The organism is Ramlibacter pallidus (genome assembly GCF_015070875.1).
Classification (GTDB): domain Bacteria; phylum Pseudomonadota; class Gammaproteobacteria; order Burkholderiales; family Burkholderiaceae_C; genus Ramlibacter; species Ramlibacter pallidus.
The window spans coordinates 365,038-382,870 of record NZ_JADDIV010000005.1 but is presented as its reverse complement, the minus strand read 5'-3'; the positions used below and the strand labels follow the sequence as shown (position 1 = coordinate 382,870).

Genomic DNA, 17,833 nt, shown 5'->3' with positions numbered 1-17,833 from the left:
CCCGCCTTCCGCTTGCCCCGGCCGCGTTGCGGAGGGAGAACACTCGCGGCATCCCATCGCGGAGGTCCCTCATGATCAAGATCCTGCTTCCCATCGCCGCGTGTGCCGCCCTGGCGGGTTGCGTCGGCTACGGCGATCCGTACGGCAGCTACGGCTACCACGGCCAGCCCGGCGTGTATGCCTCGCCGGGCGGCTACTATCCCGGCCCGGTCTACGGCGGCGTGTATGGCAGCTATCCGGTGTACCGCACCGACGTGCAGCGGCGCGACGGCCGCAACCGGGACCGCGACGGCGACGGCCTGCGCAACCGGGTCGATCCGGACCGGGACAACGACGGGGTACCGAACCGCCAGGACGCGCGGCCGAACAACCCGCGGCGGCAGTAAGCCGCAGGGCGGCTGCCGCTACAGCTGCGACAGCAGCGACGCGCCGAGGTGCCGCACCAGCTGCCGGCGACGGTCGCGGGCCAGTTCGTGGTTGCGATAGGCCTCGTCGACGACGTGGGCGGGAGCCTTGTCGCGCGCGAGCGCCAGGGCCAGGCGCAGCCACCCGGTTTCGCGCCGGGCGGCGTCGTCCAACTCTTCCTTGAGGGTGAGCAGGGGGTCGAGCGGGTCCATGGCGTCGGAGAAGTCCGGACGCCAGTCTATGCATTCCGGGACGCGCCGTGGTGCCTTCCGGAGTGAAGAAAAAAACGATTCGATGCACCGATGTCCGCCGGCCCCGGCCGACAGTGACAATGGCGTGACCACTTCACGGAGGACCGGTGGAACTGAGGGTGTTCCTGCTCGAGGACCTGCGCGGCATGCGCCTGCTGCTGGACGACCTGTTCGCGTCCATGGGGCAGTACCGCGTCGTCTCCGCCTTGAGCACCGAAGCCGAGGCCAAGTTGTGGCTGGAGGAACACCCGGGCGGCTGGGATGTCGCGATCGTCGATCTCGTGCTCGACGAAGGCACGGGCATGAACGTGCTGCGGGCCCTGAAGGCGGCGCCGGACGCGGGCGCGGTGGCGGTCTTCAGCGGCTACGCCACCGGCGGCGTGCGCCAGCACTGCATGAACCTCGGCGCCGATGCCGTGTTCGACAAGACGCAGACGAGCGATTTCATCGCGTGGCTCGTGCAAGTGGCGCAGCAGCGCGGCGCCCTCATCGATCGAACATCCCCAGCCGCCACTGCGCCGACCACGACCTGAAGACCTCCACGCCGCGCACGCTGTGGCCGTGCGCGTCGAGCCGCGGCGAGTAGACCGCCAGTCCCATGCGACCCGGCACCACCGCCAGGATGCCGCCGCTCACGCCGCTCTTGGCGGGAAGGCCGACGGTATAGGCCCACGCGCCGGAGGAGTCGTACATGCCGCAGGTGAACATCAGCGTGAGCACGTCGCGTAGGTGGTCGCGCCCGATCGCGCGGCACCCCGTGCGCGGCTGCACGCCGCCATTCGCCAGCGTCGCCGCCATCATCGCGAGGTCCGCCGTGTCGACCGCGACGACGCACTGGCGCGCGTAGAGCGACAGCGCGCCTTCGATGTCGTCGCCGATCACCTCGAAGTGCCGCAGCAGGTGCGCGATGGCGCGGTTGCGGTGGCTGCCGCCCAGCGCGCCCGCGTCCACCGCTTCGTGCAGCCGCGCCTCACGCCCGAGATACGCCCCGAACATCGCCATGATCTGCTCCGCCGCCCCCTCCGGCGCCGCATGGTGCAGCAGCGCGGACATGGCGATCGCGCCGGAGTTGATCATCGGGTTGTACGGCAGGTGGTCCTCTTCCAGCTCGATGATCGAGTTGAACGCTTCGCCCGTGGGTTCCACGCTCACCTTGCGGTGCACGTCGGCACGCCCGAAGCGGTCGAGTGCCAGGCCGTAGATGAAGGGCTTGGACATCGACTGCAGCGTGAACGCGTGCCCGTGGTCGCCGGCGCAGGCGAGTTCGCCGTCCACGGTCGCCACCGCCACGGCGAAGGTCCCCGGGTCGGTTGCCCCGAACTCCGGCAGGTAGTCGGTGAGCTTGCCTTCCTCGTTCGCGCGGTGGCGTTCCAGCAGTCCCTGGAGGAAAGCCTGGGCATCGGCGGGCAGCTTGCGGTCCATCGCGGAACCTTAAGGCCTTTGCGCGCGGCCGGGGCGCGGCGCCGCTCCGCGCGCCGCAAAAAAAAGGCCCCCTCGCGGGGAGGGGGCGCAGGAAGATCCCGAAAGAACTCTCTCTAGTCCACGTCGCGCCGCAATGGCGTTTCGTGCAGCCAGTCTAGGCGGCCGGGCGCCCGCGCGCAGCGGGGAAAACACCGGCGGATTCCTGCTCTGCAGGCGGGAACCCTGCCGACCGCCTGCGGTCCAAACCGGCACCTAGCGCGAGCGTCCGAGCGCCCGCCCCAGCCACTGCACCTCGTCGGTCCAGACGCCACCCTGCCACCCTTTCGGCAAGGTCCGCAGGTCTTCCGGCGTGTCCAGCCCCTGCGTGAAGCCGCCGCCCCAGCGCCCGAGCACAAACACGGCGCTGCCGGTGCTCCAGGCGCTGCACCAGCGCGTGCGGCCAGCCCCACATCCAGTGCGTGTAGTTCAGCGGCAGCAGCAAGATCATGCGCTGGCATGGCTCAGGCATCCAGCCGGTCCAGCCCAGGGCGAGATAGCGCAGGCCGCAGGCCTTGATCTGCGAGCGGCTGGTGGTCAGCACGTCCGGCACCCGGGCCCGCACGACGGCCACCGGCACGTCGCCGCCGTACACGGCCAGGAAGCGCCGCTGTTCCGGCGCGAGCGACAGCAGCCAGCCGGCGAGCCGCTCGCCCTCCTGCGCGTCGTTGCTCTTCACGTTCAGCAGGATCGCCTGGCGGGGCAGCGCGGCGAGCACCTCGCGCAGCGAGGGCATCAAGCCGACACCCCTGCCGCGCAGCGGGAACGTGCGGCCGCCGTCGTGCGTGTAGCCATGGCCGATGTCCAGCGCCTTGAGCGCGGCCATGGCGTGGTCGCGGGTGCGGCCCCGGCCGTTGGTGCGGCACTCCAGGGTCCAATCGTGGAACACCGCGAACTCGCCGTCGGTGGTGGGATGGATGTCGACCTCCACCACGTCGGCGCCCGCGCGCACCGCCGCCTGCAGCGAGGGAATCGTGTTCTCCAGGAAGGCATGGGCCGGCGGATGGATGCGCGCGGCCGTGCAGGTGTCGCCGGTGACGCCCGCGGACGGGAAGGTCTGCGCGATGCCCCGGTGCGCGAGCACCACGGGCGCCCGCCCGGCACCGGTGGCCGTGAACGGGGACGGCGGCGCGGCGCGCGCGGGGAGCGCGCCCGCCAGCAAGGCGAGCAGGAGGAAGGCGACCCGGAAGTCCATGGTGCGGTGGCGACGCTGCACGCTCAGGGCGCGGGCAGCACGATGCGAACGCGCCCGCCGCCGAGGTCCGAGCGCGTGAGCTGCAGCTCGCCGCCGTGGCTCGCCACCAGGTCGTTCACCACCGCCAGCCCGACGCCGTGACCCGGCACCCGCTCGTCGCCGCGCACGTGCAGGCCCAGCACCGCTTCCGTGTCGCTGAAGCCGGGCCCGTCGTCGTCGACCTGCAGCACCAGCCTGCCCTGCTCGAGGCCGGCCCGGACGGCAACGCGGCTGCGGGCCCACTTGGCGGCGTTGTCCATCACGTTCCCCATCATCTCGAAAGTGTCGCCTTCGTCGATGCGCCAGCGCAACTGCGGCGGGCCGTCCACCGTGAGGGCCAGGCGCTTCTCGGCATAGACCTTGGCCAGCGCGTCGCGGATGCGGTCGATCACCGGCAGCAGTTCCAGCGGCCGGGCGAAACGCGTGGCGCCGCCGGCCGCCGCGCGCCCCAGCTGGTGCTGCACGATGTCGTCCATGCGCGCCACCTGCTGCTCCACGGCGGCCGGCAATTGCGCCGGCTCCGCGAGGGCATTGCGCAGCACCGCGAGGGGCGTCTTCAGGCTGTGCGCGAGGAAGCTCAGGGCCTCCTTGTAGCGCACCTGCCGCACGCGCTCCTGCCGCAGCAGCGTGTTCAGGTTGCCGGTGAGCCCGGTGATCTCCGTGGGGTAGCTGCCTTCGATGCCTTCCTGCTCGCCGGCCTCGATGCGGCGGATCTCGCCGGCCACGCGGCGCAGCGGCGACAGCGCCCAGCGCAGCAGGAGCAGTTGCGCCATCAGCAGCAGCACGCCGGCGCTGCCCAGCCAGGCCCAGAGCGTGCGCGCGAAGATGCGGATCTCGGCATCGAAGGTCGCCCGGTCCTCCAGCACGGACAGCACCAGCGGCACCGCGCCGTTGCGGCCGGCCCAGTTCACCGAGTAGGTGACGCCCAGCCAGCCCTTGCCGTCCCCGTCGAGGTCGTCGTAGCGCCACTCGCCGACCGGCTGCGCGCGGCGAAACGGCGGCTGCTGTCCCAGCGACGACGGCGAACGCCATTGCTCCCCGGCGCCGGGGCTGGCGATGCTGGCGTACAGGCCGGAAGCCGGCAGCATGAGGCGAGGCTCGGCCAGGCCGGCCGGCATGGTCAGCGCACCCGCCGCGTCGACCTCCGCGCCGGCGAGCAGCAGGTAGACGGTGCCCTGCAGGCGGCCGAAATGCACGGCGCGCACGCTGTCCGCATGCGCGCGCTGCACGGCCAGGCCGGCACCGACGAGGAAGGCCACCAGCACCAGCGCCGCGCCCAGCAGCAGGCGTGCGCGGATGGAGTAGCCCGGGCTCATCCCAGCGTGAAGCGGTAGCCCCGCCCGCGCACGGTCTCGATCGGGCCCAGCTTGCCGTCGGGGTCCAGCTTGCGGCGCAGGCGTCCCATCAGCACCTCCAGCACATTGCTGTCGCGGTCCTCGCCGTGCGGGTAGAGGTAGTCCGAGAGTTCCTGCTTGGTCACCACGCGGTCGCGATGGCGCACCAGGTACTCCAGCATGCGGTACTCGAAGGTGGTGAGTTCCAGCGCTTCGCCGTGCAGCCGGACCTTCTGGCCGGCCAGGTCGATCCCCAGCGGCCCGAGCGTGAGCACGTCGCTGGTGGCCTGGATGGAGCGGCGCAACAGCGCCTTCACGCGCGCGGCGAGCTCCTGGTATTCGAAAGGCTTGACGAGGTAGTCGTCGGCGCCCGACTCGAGCCCCGCCACCTTGTCCTGCCAGCTGCCGCGGGCCGTGAGGATCAGGATCGGCAGCGGCCGCCCTTCCTTGCGCAGGCGCTGGACGATGGCGATGCCGTTGAGCTTCGGCAGGCCCAGGTCGACGATCGCGAGGTCGACCGGGTACTCCTGGGCGATGAAGAGGCCTTCCTCGCCGTCCGCCGCCTGGTCGACGCGATAGCCTTCCGCTTCGAGCTGCCGGGCCAGGCCCGTGCGCAGCGCCGCGTCGTCCTCGATCAGCAGCAGGCGCATGCCTAGAGCGGCCGGCCGGTGGCCGCGTCGATCAGGATCACGCGCACCTCGCCCGAGGGCGTGAGCACCTTCACCCGCCACGCCGGGCGGTTGTCGGCATCGGCGCGCTCGACCGCCAGCACCCGGCCCGGGCTCACGCGCTGGGCGGCGGCGGCCGCGCCGTCGCGGCTCACCTGGGCCCAGGCGCCGGCGCTGGCCACCGCCAGGGCCAGTGCGCAGATCAGCTTGCGGGTGGGTTGCATGGCGGTCCTTCCTTCACGCGATGGTAGTGCCTCAGCCGTGCCGCAGGCGCAGGCGGGTTTCCGCAGTCTGCGCGCCGGTGGTGGAGATCAGCCGCATCTGGTAACCCGTGCCCGTCATCCGCAGGTTCGGGTTCAGCAGGCGGGGCACCACGGCGAAGTTGCCGTTCGCATCCGCGCGCACCGTGGTGTCGGCAATGGTCTGCTGGGTGCCGCCGCCGTTCATTTCGCTCACCGCGTCGACCAGCACGCGCACGGTGGCGTGCGGGAATGTGCGGCCGCGGATCGGGTGCGGGTTGTGGATGTCCCAGACGGCGTCGACCGGATGGCTCATCACCTCGATGGCCGGCGCCGTCGGCGCGACCGCCACCGGCGGAAGGACGGGCACGGGCACCGGCACCGCGCCGACCGGCGGGCTGGCGCGGCCGCGCTCCACAACGTCGAAGCTCCACGACTGCCGCGCGGTGCGGCCGGCGCGGTCGCGCACCGACAGTTCGGCGGTGTGGCGGCCGCGCGGCAGGTTCGCGCGGTACTCGATCTCGTCGCGTTCGATGCGCGCATCGCCGGTGACGTCGCGGCCGTCGACGCGCAGGGTCACGTCCTCGATGCGGCGGTTGTCGCGCAGCTTGGCGGCGATGCGCACGCGGCCGTCGTCGTCCACCCGTGCGCCGTTGGCGGGCGTGACCTCGACGATCTGCGGGCCGCCGTTGCCGCGGCCCGGACGGTCGTCGTCGCGGTCGCGCAGGGCCACGCGCGCCGTCACGCGCTGGCCGTTGTCCTGCAGCGAGGCGACGGCACGTTCGAAGTCGCGGCGGTCGTCGCGCCGGCGGATCACGTACTCGCCTTCATAGACGCCGCGGCGGGTCTCGCGCAGCTCCAGCTGGGTGACGTTGGGGATCTCGACCCAGGCGCGCGCATTGGGGGTGCCTTCCAGGCGGAAGCGCAGCTCGCGGCCCGGCTCGAAGCGCTCGCCACCGCCCCGGACCTCGAAGCTCTCGATCTGCGGCGCCCGCGCGAACCGCGACTGGGCCGCGGCGGGAGCGGCGACGAAAGCGGTGGCGGCGGGGACCAGCAGCATCAGGGCTGCCACATGGGTACGGACTCGGTTCTGCATAGCACCTCCTGTAGGGGATGGAGAGACTGTACGGCCGGGCACGTGAACGCATCCTGAACGGACCGCGCGATGCTGCGTCAGAATCGGCCGGCCCCGCCTGCCACCCGTGAACAAGTTCCGCCTTCCCCTCGCCGCCCTCGCCCTTGCCGTGCTGGCCCTGCTCGCCTGGGAATTCCAGTGGCGCTGGCGGCATGCCCTGCTCAAGCCGCCCGCGCCATCGGCGGACGCGGCGTGGGTGGCGGAGGTGCGCGCCCTGCCCGCGGGCGCCGCGCCCGGCGACCGCGGTGTCTTCCTGCGCGGCGAGCATGCGTGGCTGCGCAGCCTGCAGCCTCGGCTGGTGTTCGCGGGCGATTGCGAGCAGGTCGAGACGCGGTGGTTCGGTGCGCGCCGCCTGGTGATCGATTGCGAATTGCGGGCCGGCGAGCCGCGGCTGCTGCAGCCGCTCGTCGGCGACGTCGTCATCGAGCTGGTGGTGCAGCGGCAGTTCGCGCGGGCACCGTCATGGCCAGCAGGTGGAACGACAGCGCCTTGCCGTGCATGTCGAGGTTGAGCGAATCGTTCACGCCGCCGTCCAGCACCTCGTCGAGCACGAAGTTCATGGCCCCCAGGCGCGGCAGCAGATAGCGGCGCACCGCGGCCGGCTGCCGATGGCCGAACCACGCGGCCACGCGGGCCTCGGTGACCTCCTCGACCAGCCAGTCGTAGTCCTCCGCCCGGTAGGCGATGAGGCTGATGTTGATGCGGTTGCCCTTGTCGCCGGTGCGGGCGTGTGCCACTTCGTGCAGTGGGATGGTCGGCATGGCGGCCTCAGGCGAAGTGGAAGCGCGGCTGCAGCAGCTCGCGCGGAACCAGGCAGGCGCGGCTGGACAGCCGCGGGCGTTTCGCCGTGCGCACGCCGCCGCCGCCGGCGGGCCCGCAGGTCCACATCGCCGTCATTTCCTGCAGCAGGCGGTCGACCGGTTCGGCCAGGGCATGCTTGCCGGCGACGCGCAGGCGCACGTCCAGCGCCGACCCGGCGGGGATGCCGCGCAGGTGCCCGTTGGCGTCGTCGCCGAACAGGCTGCTGACGCCGATCAGGTCGCAGCGCAGCGGCAGCACGCCCGCCATCCGCGCCTGCATCACCTGCATCGCCAGCCGGGCCCGCGCTTCGGCGTTCGGGCCGGCATAGGAGATCTCGGCTTCGCCCAGCCAGCCGCCGTCGAAGAAGGCCAGCGCCTTGAGCGTGCCGGTGCGCGGGTGGCCCTTCACGCCGCGCAGGCGCACGCGGTCGCGGCCGACCTGCCCCAGCTCCGCTTCGCCGATGTCGGCCACGACGTCCGGCGTCAGGTAGGCCGCGGGATCGTGCACCTCGTACAGCAGCTGCTCCTTCACCGTCCGCAAATCGACCAGGCCGCCGGTGCCGTCCGCCTTGCCGACGATGCAGCTTCCGTCGGCCGCGATCTCGGCGATGGGGAAGCCGACGTCGGCGAGGTCCGGCACGTCCTTGCAGCCGGGGTCGGCGAAGTACCCGCCGGTGACTTGCGCGCCGCACTCGAGCAGGTGGCCCGCCATGGTCGCGCCGGCCAGGCGGTCCCAGTCGTCGAGGGACCAGCCGTGGTGGGCCAGCGCCGGGCCGAGCACCAGCGAGGGATCGGCCACGCGGCCGGTGACCACGACCTGCGCGCCGGCGCGGATGGCGTCGGCGATCTCCGCCGCGCCGAGGTAGGCGTTGGCGCAGACGAAGCGATCCGCATCGAAGCCGCCTTCCAGCCGCTCGCGCACGATGGCGCGGCCGCGCTCGTCCGAGAGATCGTCGCCCTGCACCACCGCCACGCGCGGGCGCGGCAGCCCGAGTTCGGCGGCGAGGGCGTGGATCGCCTGCGCCGCGCCCTGCGGGTTGGCGGCACCGAAGTTGCCGACGATGGTGATGCCGTGCCGCAGGCAGTCGGCCAGCACGGGCCGCAGTTCCTGCCGCAGCAGCGGTTCGTAGCCCAGCGCCGGGTCGCGCCGGCGCGCCAGGTGCTGCAGCGCCAGCGTGCGTTCCGCGAGGTTCTCGAAGATCAGCGCCGCCGGCCCGCCGCGCGCCACCAGCGTGCGCACCACGGGCCCGGCCGCGTCGACGCGGTCGCCGGAAAAACCGGCACCGCAGCCCACCGCCAGCGCCTCAGCCATGCATGTCTCCTGTCATCGGAGACGCATTGTTGCCTAGCCGGCGCGCAGTGCCCCGAGATCCTGCTCCAGGCTGCGGAACCAGCCCGACCCGGCGGCATAGCTGCCCACCCAGCCGCGCGCGGTGACGAGCGTGATGCGCGGCAGGTCGTCCCCGTCGAGGGCCGCTTCCGGCAGCTCCAGCTGCGAGACGCACACGTGGCGCGCGGCCATGCCGCTGCGGCGCACGGCCTCGGCGACCGCGAGGCGGTCGCCCGGCGGGAAGGCTGCGAAAGGTATGTGCTTCATGGTCCCCACTTCCTGTTGGCGGGGCCAATCTAGCAAGCGGTCCGCGACGGCCAATGTCGCTTGTGTAAACGCCGGCGCGCGGCGCGCCGGAATGCGCTTTCGTGCGCGCCGCAGGGTGCAACGTCAGGGCGCGCGCTTACGCCGGTCCCGCCAGTGGCGGCGGCTGGCGCACGTTCCACGGCGCGATCGCCTCGAACGCATGGGCCAGCGCGAGCACGCGCAGGTCGCCGCGCGGCGGGCCCGCCAGCTGCATGCCCATGGGCAGTCCGCCGTCGCCGAAGCCCACCGGCACGCTCGCCACCGGCAGGCCGGCGAGCGTGAAGGGCGTGACGATCTCCATCCACCGGTGGTAGGTGTCCATGGAGACCCCTGCGATCGCCCTCGGCCAGCGCTCGTCGGCGGCGAAGGGGAACACCTGCGCGCTGGGCGCGGCCAGGACATCGAATCGCTCGAACAGCCGCCGCAGCGCGTGGTAGACCTCCGTGCGCTGCGCCGACGCCTGGTATAGCTGCGCCGCGGTGAGTTGCAGGCCCTGCTCCACTTCCCACACGGCTTCCGGCTTCATCAGCGCGCGCAGTTCGGGTTGCGCATACGTCGCCCGCAGCTTGCCGCCGGTGAGCATCTGCCGCAGCACCAGCCAGGCGTTCCAGTTCACGTCGCGGGGCACGTCCAGCGTGCACGGCTCGACGACGTGCCCGGCCTCCTGAAGCCGGCGCAAGGCCTGCTCGCACAGCGTGGCGATGCCGGGCTCCAGCGGCAGGTCGCTCCAGAGGCTGCCGAGCCAGCCGATGCGCTGCCCCCGCGGCGGCCCGGCGAGTTCCAGGCTGCCGGGCTCGGGCAGCGGGTCGGCGAGCGACAGGGGCGCACGCTCGTCCCAGCCCGCCATCGTGCACAGCAGGCGCGCCGCATCCATCGTGGTGCGGGCCATCGGGCCCTCGGTTCCGAGCTGCGCGAAGAAGGCATCCTCCGCCGGCACCGCCGGCACGCGCCCGCGCGAAGGGCGGAAGCCGACCACGTTGTTGAAGGCCGCCGGATTGCGCAGCGAGCCGCCGAAGTCGCTGCCGTCGGCCACCGGCAGCATGCCCAGGGCCAGTGCCACCGCCGCCCCACCGCTGCTGCCGCCCGCCGAGCGCGCCGGGTCCCATGCGTTGCGGGTGGTGCCGAAGACCTCGTTGAACGTGTGCGACCCGAGCCCGAACTCCGGCGTGTTCGTCTTGCCGATGACGATGCCGCCGGCCTTCTTCATGCGCTGGACGAACAGGGCGTCGCCGGACGCGATGCGGCCGGCCGTCGTGCGCGACCCCTGCGTGGTGGGAAGGCCCTGCGCATCGCTCAGGTCCTTCACGGCCAGCGGGAACCCGTGCATCCAGCCGGTGGCCTCGCCGCGCACCAGTGCGGTGTCGCGCAGGTCCGCTTGCGCCAGCAGGTCTTCTTCGCTGCGCAGCGAGACGATGGCGTTGTGCACCGGGTTCAGCGCGTGGATGCGGTCCAGCGTGGCGCGCATCAGCTCGCGGCACGAGACTTCGCGGGCGGCGATGCGGCGCGAGAGCGCGCCGGCGTCGAGCGCCAGCAGGGCGGAAGGCGTCAGGTGGCGGGCGTTTTCCAGGATGTCCCCTCCTCGCGGCCCTCCATCATTGCAGCAAAGGCGCAGGCGCGGGGCGCGGGCGGGCGTGGTGCGCGCTCAGGCCGGCCGGTACCGGCCGGGCCGGTGGTTGTAGACCAGCGCCAGGTTCACGGCCACGACGGCAAGCACCGACAGCGCCAGCCGACCCGCGTCGCCGGCCCACCATCCGCCGGCCAGGACGATGGCCGCGTCCACCGCCATCTGCACCTTGCCCGCGGGCCAGCCGAAGCGGTCCTGCAAGCGCAGCACCAGCACGTTGAGGCCGCCGAGGCTGGCCCCGTGGCGAAACAGGATCAGCATGCCGGCGCCGCACAGGAGTCCGCCCAGCACCGCGGCGAAGGCGCCGTCCACCCGCTGCAGCGTGACCAGCCGCGGCAGCCAGGCCGCCAGCAGCGACAGCAGCGTGACGGCGAGCGCCGTGCGCAACGCGAAAGCGCGCCCCATGCGCAGCCACGCCAGGCCGTGGAACGGCAGGTTCACCAGGAACAGCGCCAGGCCGAGGTCCACGCCGCCCGCATGGTGCGCGAGCAGCGCGATGCCGACCGTCCCGCCGGGCACGAGGCCCGCGTTCTGCATCAGGAACACGCCGAAGGCAGCGAACAGGGTTCCGGTGAAGAGGCCCTGCAGGTCGTCCTGCAGCAGGCTGGCGAGGGAAGGACGCGGCATGCCGCGACGCTAAGCCGCGCCGTGCCGGCTGTCCTTGACGCAGGTCAGCAGCGGGCGCGGCCGCCGCCAACGAGGCACAATGCACTCCTCCATGCACGGCTTTGCCCTCTTCATCGGCGACCACCTCGCGCGCAGCGTGCGGGGCGTCCCCGGTGCGCCTCCTGCCTGACGAAGCCGGCCGCGCGCGCGGCCACCGGTCTTTCGTCCATCCACCCGCCAGGAGTACCGCAATGGCTGATCTGTTCGACAACCCCATGGGCCTCATGGGGTTCGAGTTCGTCGAGTTCGCTTCCCCCGTTCCCAACCTGCTCGAGCCGCTGTTCGAGAAGATGGGTTTCACCCTCGTCGCGAAGCACCGCTCCAAGGACGTGCTGCTCTACCGGCAGGGCGACATCAACTTCATCGTCGACCGCGACCCGAAGAGCCAGGCGCAGTATTTCGCCGCCGAGCACGGGCCTTCGGCCTGCGGCCTCGCCTTCCGCGTGCGCGACGCGCACAAGGCCTATGCCCGCGCGCTGGAGCTGGGCGCGCAGCCGATCGAGATGCCGACCGGCCCGATGGAGCTGCGCCTGCCGGCGATCAAGGGCATCGGCGGCGCCCCGCTGTACCTGATCGACCGCTTCGAGGACGGCAAGTCGATCTACGACATCGACTTCGAATGGCTGCCCGGCGTGGACCGGCATCCGCGGGGCCACGGCCTCAAGGTCGTGGACCACCTGACGCACAACGTCTACCGCGGCCGCATGGCGCACTGGGCGGCGTTCTACGAGCGGCTGTTCAACTTCCGCGAGATCCGCTACTTCGACATCAAGGGCGAGTACACCGGCCTCACCTCCAAGGCGATGACCGCGCCCGACGGCATGATCCGCATCCCCTTGAACGAGGAAGCGGGCAAGACCTCGGGCCAGATCGAGGAATTCCTGATGAAGTTCAGCGGCGAAGGCATCCAGCACGTGGCGCTGCTCTCGGACGACCTGGTCGCCACCATCGACCGGCTGCAGATGGCGGGCGTGCCGCTGATGACGGCCCCCAACGAGGTGTACTACGAGATGCTCGAGGAACGCATGCCCGGCCATGGCGAACCGGTGGGCGAGTTGCAGGCGCGCGGCATCCTGCTCGATGGCGACACCAGCGGGGGCCAGCCCCGCCTGCTGCTGCAGATCTTCTCGGAGCCGGTCCTCGGCCCGGTGTTCTTCGAGTTCATCCAGCGCAAGGGCGACGACGGCTTCGGCAACGGCAACTTCAAGGCGCTGTTCGAATCGCTCGAGCGCGACCAGATCCGCCGCGGGGTGCTGCAGGTGGAGAAGGCATGAGCGCCGGCACGCCCGGCCTCGACCCCGCGCTGCGCAGCTGGGTCGACAGCGCCAACGACCCGGCGTGCGACTTCCCGATCCAGAACCTGCCCTTCGGGCGCTTCCGCCGCGACGAAGGGGAGGAGCTGCGCATCGGCGTGGCGATCGGCGACCGGGTCGTCGACCTCGAGGCGGCCGGCCTGTTCCCGCACCAGCAGATGAAGCAGCTGTTGCGTACGTCCCCCTTCGAGCGGCGCGCGCTGCGGCACGCCCTGGTGGAAGGCCTGCAGCACGGCAGCCCCCAGCGGGGGACGCTCGAACGCGCGCTGCTGCCGCTGGCGTCCGTGCAGATGGGCCTGCCTTGCGACATCGGCGACTACACCGACTTCTACGTCGGCATCCACCACGCGACCGCCGTCGGCAAGCAGTTCCGTCCCGATGCGCCGCTGCTGCCGAACTACAAGTGGGTGCCCATCGGCTACCACGGGCGCGCCTCCACGATCAACGCGAGCGGCGCCGCGTTCCGGCGTCCCGTGGGCCAGGTGAAGCCGCCGGACTCCGACACGCCGGTGCTGCGGGCGAGCGCGCGCCTGGACTTCGAACTCGAGCTGGGCATCTTCATCGGGCGCGGCAACGCGCAGGGCGAACCGATCGCGCTCGACGGCGCGGAGGACCACGTCTTCGGCCTTGCGCTGTTCAACGACTGGAGCGCGCGCGACCTGCAGGCGTGGGAATACCAGCCGCTGGGACCGTTCCTGTCGAAGAACTTCGCCAGCACCGTTTCGCCCTGGATGGTGACGCTGGACGCCCTGGAACCCTTCCGGCGTCCGTGGCAGCGCGCGGCCGGTGAGCCGCTGCCTCTGCCTTACCTGGACGGCGAGGCGAACCGCGCACGCGGCGCCTTCGACGTGCACCTGGAGGTCTGGCTGCAGACCGCGCAGATGGCCGCCGCCGGCCATGCGGGCGAGCGCATCAGCCGCTCCAGCTTCGCCGATGCGGCGTACTGGACGGTCGCCCAGCTCGTCACCCATCACACGGTCAACGGCTGCCGGCTGGAAGGCGGAGACATGTTCGGGTCCGGCACCCTGTCGGGGCCCTTGCCGGACCAGGCCGGTTCCCTGCTGGAACTCACGGCCGGGGGCAAGGCGCCGCTTCGTCTGCCCAACGGGGAAACGCGCACCTTCCTCGAGGACGGCGACACGGTCATCCTGCGCGCGTCCTGCGAGCGCGAAGGCGCGCGCCGCATCGGCTTCGGCGAGTGCCGCGGCACCGTGCTGCCCGCACCAAAGATGTAGGCGGCTGCCGCGCTTCCACGGGGCGACGGGGCGGCGGCGGGCTTGGCGGACGGCGGGGACGCCGCGACTCCTACAAGGGCCCTCCCGGCCGAGGCGCACGATCCCTTCCGTAGCGCAGTCCTTCAGTCCTTCATCCCGAAACTGCAGTCGCGCTCAAACCATCTGGAGTCAGAGATGAAAGCCGTTGTGTTCTGCGCCGCGCTGGCCACCTTTGCCGTGGCTCCCGCCTTCGCCCAGGAACTCGTGGCCCGCCAGGGCGACGACTCCGTGCGCCTGTCCGACACCGCCTGCAAGAGCGACCTGGTGCTGGGCCGGCTCGACCCGTCCGCGGCCGCCGAATACCGGCAGGCCTCCGCCGTCTTCCAGGGCCAGCGCTTCAACGCGTGCTGGCGGATGGTCGGCGGTGCCGCGCACCTCGTGTACGAGGACGGCGACCAGGGCATCATCCCGGCGACCGAGCTGAAGCCGGAACTGACCGCCTGATCCGCCCACAGGCGCTGCGCGTGATAACGCAGCGTTACACGCGGCTCATGCACAATCGCCGGGAGGGCCCTGCGGCCCCCCGAAAATGACCCGCGTTCTGATCGTTGAGGATGACCCCACCACCGCCGCCATGATGGTCGGCGTGGTTCGCCGACAGCAGTGGGAAGCGCAGCACTGCGCGGACCTCCATTCGGGGTGGCAGGTGTTGTGCAGCGAGCCGGTCGACCTGCTGCTGCTCGACCTGCAGCTGCCCGACGGCGAAGGCACGGACCTGCTGCGCAAGCTCAGGCGTTCGCTGGCGCCCGCGTTGCCGGACCCGAAGACGCCGGTGCTGGTGATCTCCTCGCGCGCGCAACTGCAGACGCGCCTGGCCGCGCTGGACCTGGGCGCGGACGGCTACGTCATCAAGCCCGTGCACCTGGAGGAAGTCGCCGCGGTCATGCGCGCCCTGCTGCGGCGGCGCAGCACCCTGCAAGCGGGGCAGATCCGGCACCAGGACCTCGTCGTGGACCCGAACAGCCGCTTCGTTCAGCAGAAGGGCGTGCCGGTCGAACTGACCGAGCAGGAGTTCACGGTGCTGCTGGCGCTGCTGGAGGACCGGCCCAAGGCCCTGAGCCGCGCCGAGATCCAGGCCCGCACCGGCAACCGGGTGGGCGACGGCGGCGCCGTCGAGGTCCACGTGCACCACCTGCGCAAGAAGCTGGGCGACGGCGTCATCCAGACCGTGCGCGGCATCGGCTACTGCATCGGGCCCGAGCCCGCTCAAACCTAACCCGAACGTTCGCAACCCGGACGGAGGATGACCTTCCGTCCGGTTTGTGGCAGGACAGCGTAGGGAAAGGCGCTAAGGACGCGCTGCCTTTCCCTTATCTCGAGATGCTCATCCGTGTAAGACACTGTATGCATGCTCACAATGACGCTTGACACGATCCGCCGGGTGCTGTCCCTGACCCGGCGCGACGCAGCGGACTCCGAAGGCTTCCCGGCCTCGCGTCCCGCCGCCGGCAATGGTCAGGGCGCCGACCTCATCTTCCGCCTCAAGGCGTGGCCCCAGCTGCCCGAGTCGGGGCGCACCGCCGAGATCTACCGCATGCTGTCCGTGATGAGCAGCCAGCCCGTCACCCGCCAGTGGCTGCTCGCCCGCTGCAGCATGGCCCCGCGCCAGCTCGATGCGCTGCTCGAGCACCTGGTCGCCGACGGCGCCCTCGAGGTGATCGACCCCGCGTTGTTCGCGGGCCGGCAGCCCGCGCGCGCCTGAGCGTCAGCCGCCGGGCCGCGGCGCCGGCGGCAGGGCAGGGTCGCGCTGCGCCAGCCGGTCGACCAGCGCCTGCATGTTCGACAGGGACGCGAGGTGCATGGACACGAGGTGCAGTTCGCCGGCGCGGAACAACGACAGCGCCGCCGCATCCGGCAGCGCCATCAGCTTCTTCTCGTCGACCACCATCAACCCGTTGACCGTGAAGCTGCGCCCGTCCACCAGGTCGGCGCGCGCATCCATTTCCACCAGCAGTCCCGCCTGGTCCAGCCGCCGGCAGAACGCCTCGGTGCGCACGTACTCGCCCTGGTACTGCGTCAGGAAGTCCACCGCATGCCGCAGGAACGGCGTGTCCCGCCCTTGCGCGTCGAACAGCGCCTCCCCCTCGGCGTCGCCGACGCCCGGGCAGGCTTCGTCGATGCACAGGGCCATCGACTGCCCGGGGAGTTCGGCCAGCACGAACGGGTAGCGCCGCACGAACGCGGGCACGTAGCGCGCGTCCCAGCGGCCGCCGGCGTCGACGAACAGGTTCTCGCGGCTGCGCAGTCCCAGCATGGCCAGCGGCAGGACCTTGCCGCCGGTGCGGCTGAAGACGATGGCGTATTCCTTGAAGGCCTCGCCGAACTCCGCCCCGGCCAGGTACAGCGCATTGGCCTGGCGCGCGAAACCGTAGCCGCTGCCCGGCCGCACGCGGCGCGCGCGGTGCTTCACGCGGTCCAGCAGCACCGGCTTTTCGTAGTAGACAAGGTCGGACATTGGAGCGCTCAATCCCCGGTCGCGGCGTCGGCAGCTTCGGGCACCGGCGTGGCCAGCACCTTGTCGATGCGGCGGCCGTCGAGGTCGACGACCTCGAACACCCACTCGCCGCAGTCGATGCGCTCGCCCGGGCCCGGCAGCTGGCCGGACACCGCCATCAGCAGGCCCGCCACCGTGTTGTAGCGGCCCTTGTCCTCCTCGGGCAGTTCGCGGATCTCCAGCCGCTCCTTGAGTTCCGACACGGGCATCAGGCCGTCGAGCAGCCAGGAACCGTCCTCGCGCTGCGTAGCCCAGGCCTCGTCCTCCTCGGCCGGCTGCAGTTCGCCGGTGATGGCCTCCAGCAGGTCGTGCGGCGTGACCAGGCCCTGCACGACGCCGTATTCGTCCACCACGAACACGAAGCGCGCGGAGTGGGTGCGGAACTGCTCCAGCAGCTCCATCCCGGTGAGCGTCTCCGGCACGAACACCGCGGCTTCCGCGTGCGGCTCCACCGGCCCTTCGTGCTGCGGCCCCAGCGAGATCAGCTTCGAGACGCTGACGATGCCGACGACGTCGTCCAGCGAGCCCCGGCACACCGGGTACCAGGAGTGCGCCTCGCCCTCGCCGGCGCGGCGCAAGCCCTCGCGCACGCTCAGGGTGGCGTCGATCCACTGCACGTCCGAACGCGGCACCATCATGGAGGTGAGCGGCCGGTCGTCGAGGTGGAACACGTTGCGCACCATGCGGTGCTCGTGCGCCTCGATCACGCCGGCGTCCACGCCCTCTTCCAGGCTGTGGGCGATCTCCTCCTCGGTCATGCCGCGCGGCGTGGTGGTGTCGATGGCCAGCAGCCTGAGCGTGGTCTGCGTGGACACCGACAGCAGTCCCACGAAGGGACCGGCTGCCTTCGACAGCCAGCGCATGGGCCGCGCGGCCCAGCGGGCCACCACTTCGGGATAGAGCTGCCCGATGCGCTTGGGCACCAGTTCGCCGAACACGATGGTGATGTAGGTGATGAACAGCACCACGATCGCCGTCGCGGCGATGGGCGCGATGCGCTCGGGCACCTTCCATTCCCGCAGGGCCACGGCGAGGTCCGCGCTGAAGGCCGCCTCGCCGACGATGCCGTTGATCAACCCGATGGAGGTGATGCCCACCTGCACGGTCGAAAGGAACTGCGTCGGCTGCTCCATCAGCTTGAGGGCCGCGCGCGCGCCGCCGTCCCCGCCCTCCGCCATCGCGGACAGCCGCGCCTTGCGGCTGGTGGACAGCGCCATCTCGGACATCGCGAACAGGCCGTTGAGCAGCGTCAGCAGCGCGATCAGCAGGAAATCCATGAATCAGGACAGAATCGCAAGCATC

Annotated in this window: 22 protein-coding genes; 8 read left to right on the top strand and 14 right to left on the bottom strand. The window is 71.5% G+C overall.

Annotated elements, in window-relative coordinates; all coding sequences use genetic code 11:
• Positions 1–71: 71 nt before the first annotated feature.
• The gene (locus IM787_RS18870) at positions 72–386 is read left to right on the top strand and encodes a hypothetical protein (protein WP_193678412.1); all 315 of its coding nucleotides are present in this window, start codon (positions 72–74) and stop codon (positions 384–386) included.
• An 18-nt stretch (positions 387–404) separates the two neighbouring features.
• On the opposite strand, the gene IM787_RS18865 is transcribed toward IM787_RS18870, so the two are convergent.
• Positions 405–617 (bottom strand): hypothetical protein, encoded by a 213-nt coding sequence (locus IM787_RS18865; RefSeq protein ID WP_193678246.1) that lies wholly within the window; start codon positions 615–617, stop codon positions 405–407.
• Between the two features lie 146 nt (positions 618–763).
• Between IM787_RS18865 and IM787_RS18860 the strand changes: the two genes are divergently transcribed.
• On the top strand, positions 764–1,189 hold the full coding sequence (locus tag IM787_RS18860; RefSeq protein ID WP_193678245.1) for a response regulator: 426 nt from the start codon (positions 764–766) through the stop codon (positions 1,187–1,189).
• On the opposite strand, the gene glsA is transcribed toward IM787_RS18860, so the two are convergent.
• The 6 genes from glsA to IM787_RS18830 all read right to left on the bottom strand — a co-directional run bounded on the left by glsA (position 1,143) and on the right by IM787_RS18830 (position 6,685).
• A complete protein-coding gene (gene glsA / locus IM787_RS18855) occupies positions 1,143–2,078 on the bottom strand; it encodes a glutaminase A (protein WP_193678244.1) in 936 nt (311 codons plus the stop codon). The genes IM787_RS18860 and glsA overlap by 47 nt on opposite strands.
• Positions 2,079–2,232: 154 nt before the next feature.
• Complete coding sequence (locus tag IM787_RS21830) at positions 2,233–3,309, bottom strand: glycerophosphodiester phosphodiesterase family protein (protein WP_255528565.1); 1,077 nt, start codon at positions 3,307–3,309, stop codon at positions 2,233–2,235.
• Positions 3,310–3,332: 23 nt separating this feature from the next.
• Positions 3,333–4,664: an ATP-binding protein gene (locus IM787_RS18845; RefSeq protein WP_193678243.1), complete on the bottom strand. Its 1,332-nt coding sequence runs from the start codon at positions 4,662–4,664 to the stop codon at positions 3,333–3,335.
• Positions 4,661–5,332, bottom strand: a complete 672-nt coding sequence (locus IM787_RS18840; RefSeq protein WP_193678242.1) for a response regulator transcription factor — start codon at positions 5,330–5,332, stop codon at positions 4,661–4,663. The genes IM787_RS18845 and IM787_RS18840 overlap by 4 nt, the downstream gene beginning before the upstream one ends.
• 2 nt (positions 5,333–5,334) lie before the next feature.
• Entirely contained in the window at positions 5,335–5,574 is a 240-nt protein-coding gene (locus tag IM787_RS18835) for a PepSY domain-containing protein (protein WP_193678241.1), read from the bottom strand.
• A gap of 31 nt (positions 5,575–5,605) precedes the next feature.
• Entirely contained in the window at positions 5,606–6,685 is a 1,080-nt protein-coding gene (locus IM787_RS18830) for a hypothetical protein (RefSeq protein WP_193678240.1), read from the bottom strand.
• A gap of 106 nt (positions 6,686–6,791) precedes the next feature.
• Here IM787_RS18830 and IM787_RS18825 point away from each other — a divergent pair, with 106 nt between their 5' ends.
• On the top strand, positions 6,792–7,235 hold the full coding sequence (locus IM787_RS18825; RefSeq protein ID WP_193678239.1) for a hypothetical protein: 444 nt from the start codon (positions 6,792–6,794) through the stop codon (positions 7,233–7,235).
• On the opposite strand, the gene IM787_RS18820 is transcribed toward IM787_RS18825, so the two are convergent.
• The 5 genes from IM787_RS18820 to IM787_RS18800 all read right to left on the bottom strand — a co-directional run bounded on the left by IM787_RS18820 (position 7,144) and on the right by IM787_RS18800 (position 11,411).
• The gene (locus IM787_RS18820) at positions 7,144–7,485 is read right to left on the bottom strand and encodes an AtuA-related protein (RefSeq protein WP_193678238.1); all 342 of its coding nucleotides are present in this window, start codon (positions 7,483–7,485) and stop codon (positions 7,144–7,146) included. The two genes, IM787_RS18825 and IM787_RS18820, sit on opposite strands and share 92 nt — an antisense overlap.
• Before the next feature lie 7 nt (positions 7,486–7,492).
• Positions 7,493–8,836 carry an acyclic terpene utilization AtuA family protein gene (locus IM787_RS18815; protein ID WP_193678237.1) on the bottom strand — a complete coding sequence of 448 codons (1,344 nt, stop codon included), beginning with the start codon at positions 8,834–8,836 and terminating at the stop codon, positions 7,493–7,495.
• A 33-nt stretch (positions 8,837–8,869) separates the two neighbouring features.
• A complete protein-coding gene (locus IM787_RS18810; protein ID WP_193678236.1) occupies positions 8,870–9,121 on the bottom strand; it encodes a hypothetical protein in 252 nt (83 codons plus the stop codon).
• 136 nt (positions 9,122–9,257) lie between these two features.
• Positions 9,258–10,709: an amidase gene (locus IM787_RS18805; RefSeq protein ID WP_193678402.1), complete on the bottom strand. Its 1,452-nt coding sequence runs from the start codon at positions 10,707–10,709 to the stop codon at positions 9,258–9,260.
• 93 nt (positions 10,710–10,802) lie between these two features.
• The gene (locus tag IM787_RS18800) at positions 10,803–11,411 is read right to left on the bottom strand and encodes a YitT family protein (RefSeq protein ID WP_193678235.1); all 609 of its coding nucleotides are present in this window, start codon (positions 11,409–11,411) and stop codon (positions 10,803–10,805) included.
• A gap of 230 nt (positions 11,412–11,641) precedes the next feature.
• On the opposite strand from IM787_RS18800, the gene hppD reads away from it, so the two are divergent.
• From hppD to IM787_RS18775, 5 genes are all read left to right on the top strand, one after another.
• Positions 11,642–12,724 (top strand): 4-hydroxyphenylpyruvate dioxygenase, encoded by a 1,083-nt coding sequence (hppD, locus tag IM787_RS18795; protein ID WP_193678234.1) that lies wholly within the window; start codon positions 11,642–11,644, stop codon positions 12,722–12,724.
• Positions 12,721–13,998, top strand: coding sequence for a fumarylacetoacetase (fahA, locus tag IM787_RS18790; protein WP_193678233.1), 1,278 nt, complete (start codon positions 12,721–12,723; stop codon positions 13,996–13,998). Before hppD ends, fahA begins: the two co-directional genes overlap by 4 nt.
• A gap of 174 nt (positions 13,999–14,172) precedes the next feature.
• Positions 14,173–14,481, top strand: coding sequence for a hypothetical protein (locus IM787_RS18785; RefSeq protein WP_193678232.1), 309 nt, complete (start codon positions 14,173–14,175; stop codon positions 14,479–14,481).
• Positions 14,482–14,566: 85 nt separating this feature from the next.
• Positions 14,567–15,253 carry a response regulator transcription factor gene (locus IM787_RS18780; RefSeq protein WP_193678231.1) on the top strand — a complete coding sequence of 229 codons (687 nt, stop codon included), beginning with the start codon at positions 14,567–14,569 and terminating at the stop codon, positions 15,251–15,253.
• Between the two features lie 132 nt (positions 15,254–15,385).
• On the top strand, positions 15,386–15,739 hold the full coding sequence (locus tag IM787_RS18775; RefSeq protein WP_193678230.1) for a hypothetical protein: 354 nt from the start codon (positions 15,386–15,388) through the stop codon (positions 15,737–15,739).
• 3 nt (positions 15,740–15,742) lie between these two features.
• Here the strand turns inward: IM787_RS18775 and IM787_RS18770 are convergent, their stop codons facing one another.
• The gene (locus IM787_RS18770; protein WP_193678229.1) at positions 15,743–16,492 is read right to left on the bottom strand and encodes a SapC family protein; all 750 of its coding nucleotides are present in this window, start codon (positions 16,490–16,492) and stop codon (positions 15,743–15,745) included.
• A gap of 8 nt (positions 16,493–16,500) precedes the next feature.
• Positions 16,501–17,808 carry a hemolysin family protein gene (locus IM787_RS18765; protein ID WP_193678228.1) on the bottom strand — a complete coding sequence of 436 codons (1,308 nt, stop codon included), beginning with the start codon at positions 17,806–17,808 and terminating at the stop codon, positions 16,501–16,503.
• Positions 17,809–17,833: the final 25 nt, after the last annotated feature.

Excerpts from the sequence above, each read along its gene's own strand:
- IM787_RS18870 (WP_193678412.1), top strand. The coding sequence starts at position 72 with ATGATCAAGATCCTGCTTCCCATCGCCGCGTGTGCCGCCCTGGCGGGT.
- IM787_RS18865 (WP_193678246.1), bottom strand. The coding sequence starts at position 617 with ATGGACCCGCTCGACCCCCTGCTCACCCTCAAGGAAGAGTTGGACGAC.
- glsA (WP_193678244.1), bottom strand. The coding sequence starts at position 2,078 with ATGGACCGCAAGCTGCCCGCCGATGCCCAGGCTTTCCTCCAGGGACTG.
- IM787_RS21830 (WP_255528565.1), bottom strand. The coding sequence starts at position 3,309 with ATGGACTTCCGGGTCGCCTTCCTCCTGCTCGCCTTGCTGGCGGGCGCG.
- IM787_RS18845 (WP_193678243.1), bottom strand. The coding sequence starts at position 4,664 with ATGAGCCCGGGCTACTCCATCCGCGCACGCCTGCTGCTGGGCGCGGCG.
- IM787_RS18840 (WP_193678242.1), bottom strand. The coding sequence starts at position 5,332 with ATGCGCCTGCTGCTGATCGAGGACGACGCGGCGCTGCGCACGGGCCTG.
- IM787_RS18835 (WP_193678241.1), bottom strand. The coding sequence starts at position 5,574 with ATGCAACCCACCCGCAAGCTGATCTGCGCACTGGCCCTGGCGGTGGCC.
- IM787_RS18830 (WP_193678240.1), bottom strand. The coding sequence starts at position 6,685 with ATGCAGAACCGAGTCCGTACCCATGTGGCAGCCCTGATGCTGCTGGTC.
- IM787_RS18820 (WP_193678238.1), bottom strand. The coding sequence starts at position 7,485 with ATGCCGACCATCCCACTGCACGAAGTGGCACACGCCCGCACCGGCGAC.
- IM787_RS18815 (WP_193678237.1), bottom strand. The coding sequence starts at position 8,836 with ATGGCTGAGGCGCTGGCGGTGGGCTGCGGTGCCGGTTTTTCCGGCGAC.
- IM787_RS18810 (WP_193678236.1), bottom strand. The coding sequence starts at position 9,121 with ATGAAGCACATACCTTTCGCAGCCTTCCCGCCGGGCGACCGCCTCGCG.
- IM787_RS18800 (WP_193678235.1), bottom strand. The coding sequence starts at position 11,411 with ATGCCGCGTCCTTCCCTCGCCAGCCTGCTGCAGGACGACCTGCAGGGC.
- hppD (WP_193678234.1), top strand. The coding sequence starts at position 11,642 with ATGGCTGATCTGTTCGACAACCCCATGGGCCTCATGGGGTTCGAGTTC.
- fahA (WP_193678233.1), top strand. The coding sequence starts at position 12,721 with ATGAGCGCCGGCACGCCCGGCCTCGACCCCGCGCTGCGCAGCTGGGTC.
- IM787_RS18785 (WP_193678232.1), top strand. The coding sequence starts at position 14,173 with ATGAAAGCCGTTGTGTTCTGCGCCGCGCTGGCCACCTTTGCCGTGGCT.
- IM787_RS18780 (WP_193678231.1), top strand. The coding sequence starts at position 14,567 with ATGACCCGCGTTCTGATCGTTGAGGATGACCCCACCACCGCCGCCATG.
- IM787_RS18775 (WP_193678230.1), top strand. The coding sequence starts at position 15,386 with ATGCTCACAATGACGCTTGACACGATCCGCCGGGTGCTGTCCCTGACC.
- IM787_RS18770 (WP_193678229.1), bottom strand. The coding sequence starts at position 16,492 with ATGTCCGACCTTGTCTACTACGAAAAGCCGGTGCTGCTGGACCGCGTG.
- IM787_RS18765 (WP_193678228.1), bottom strand. The coding sequence starts at position 17,808 with ATGGATTTCCTGCTGATCGCGCTGCTGACGCTGCTCAACGGCCTGTTC.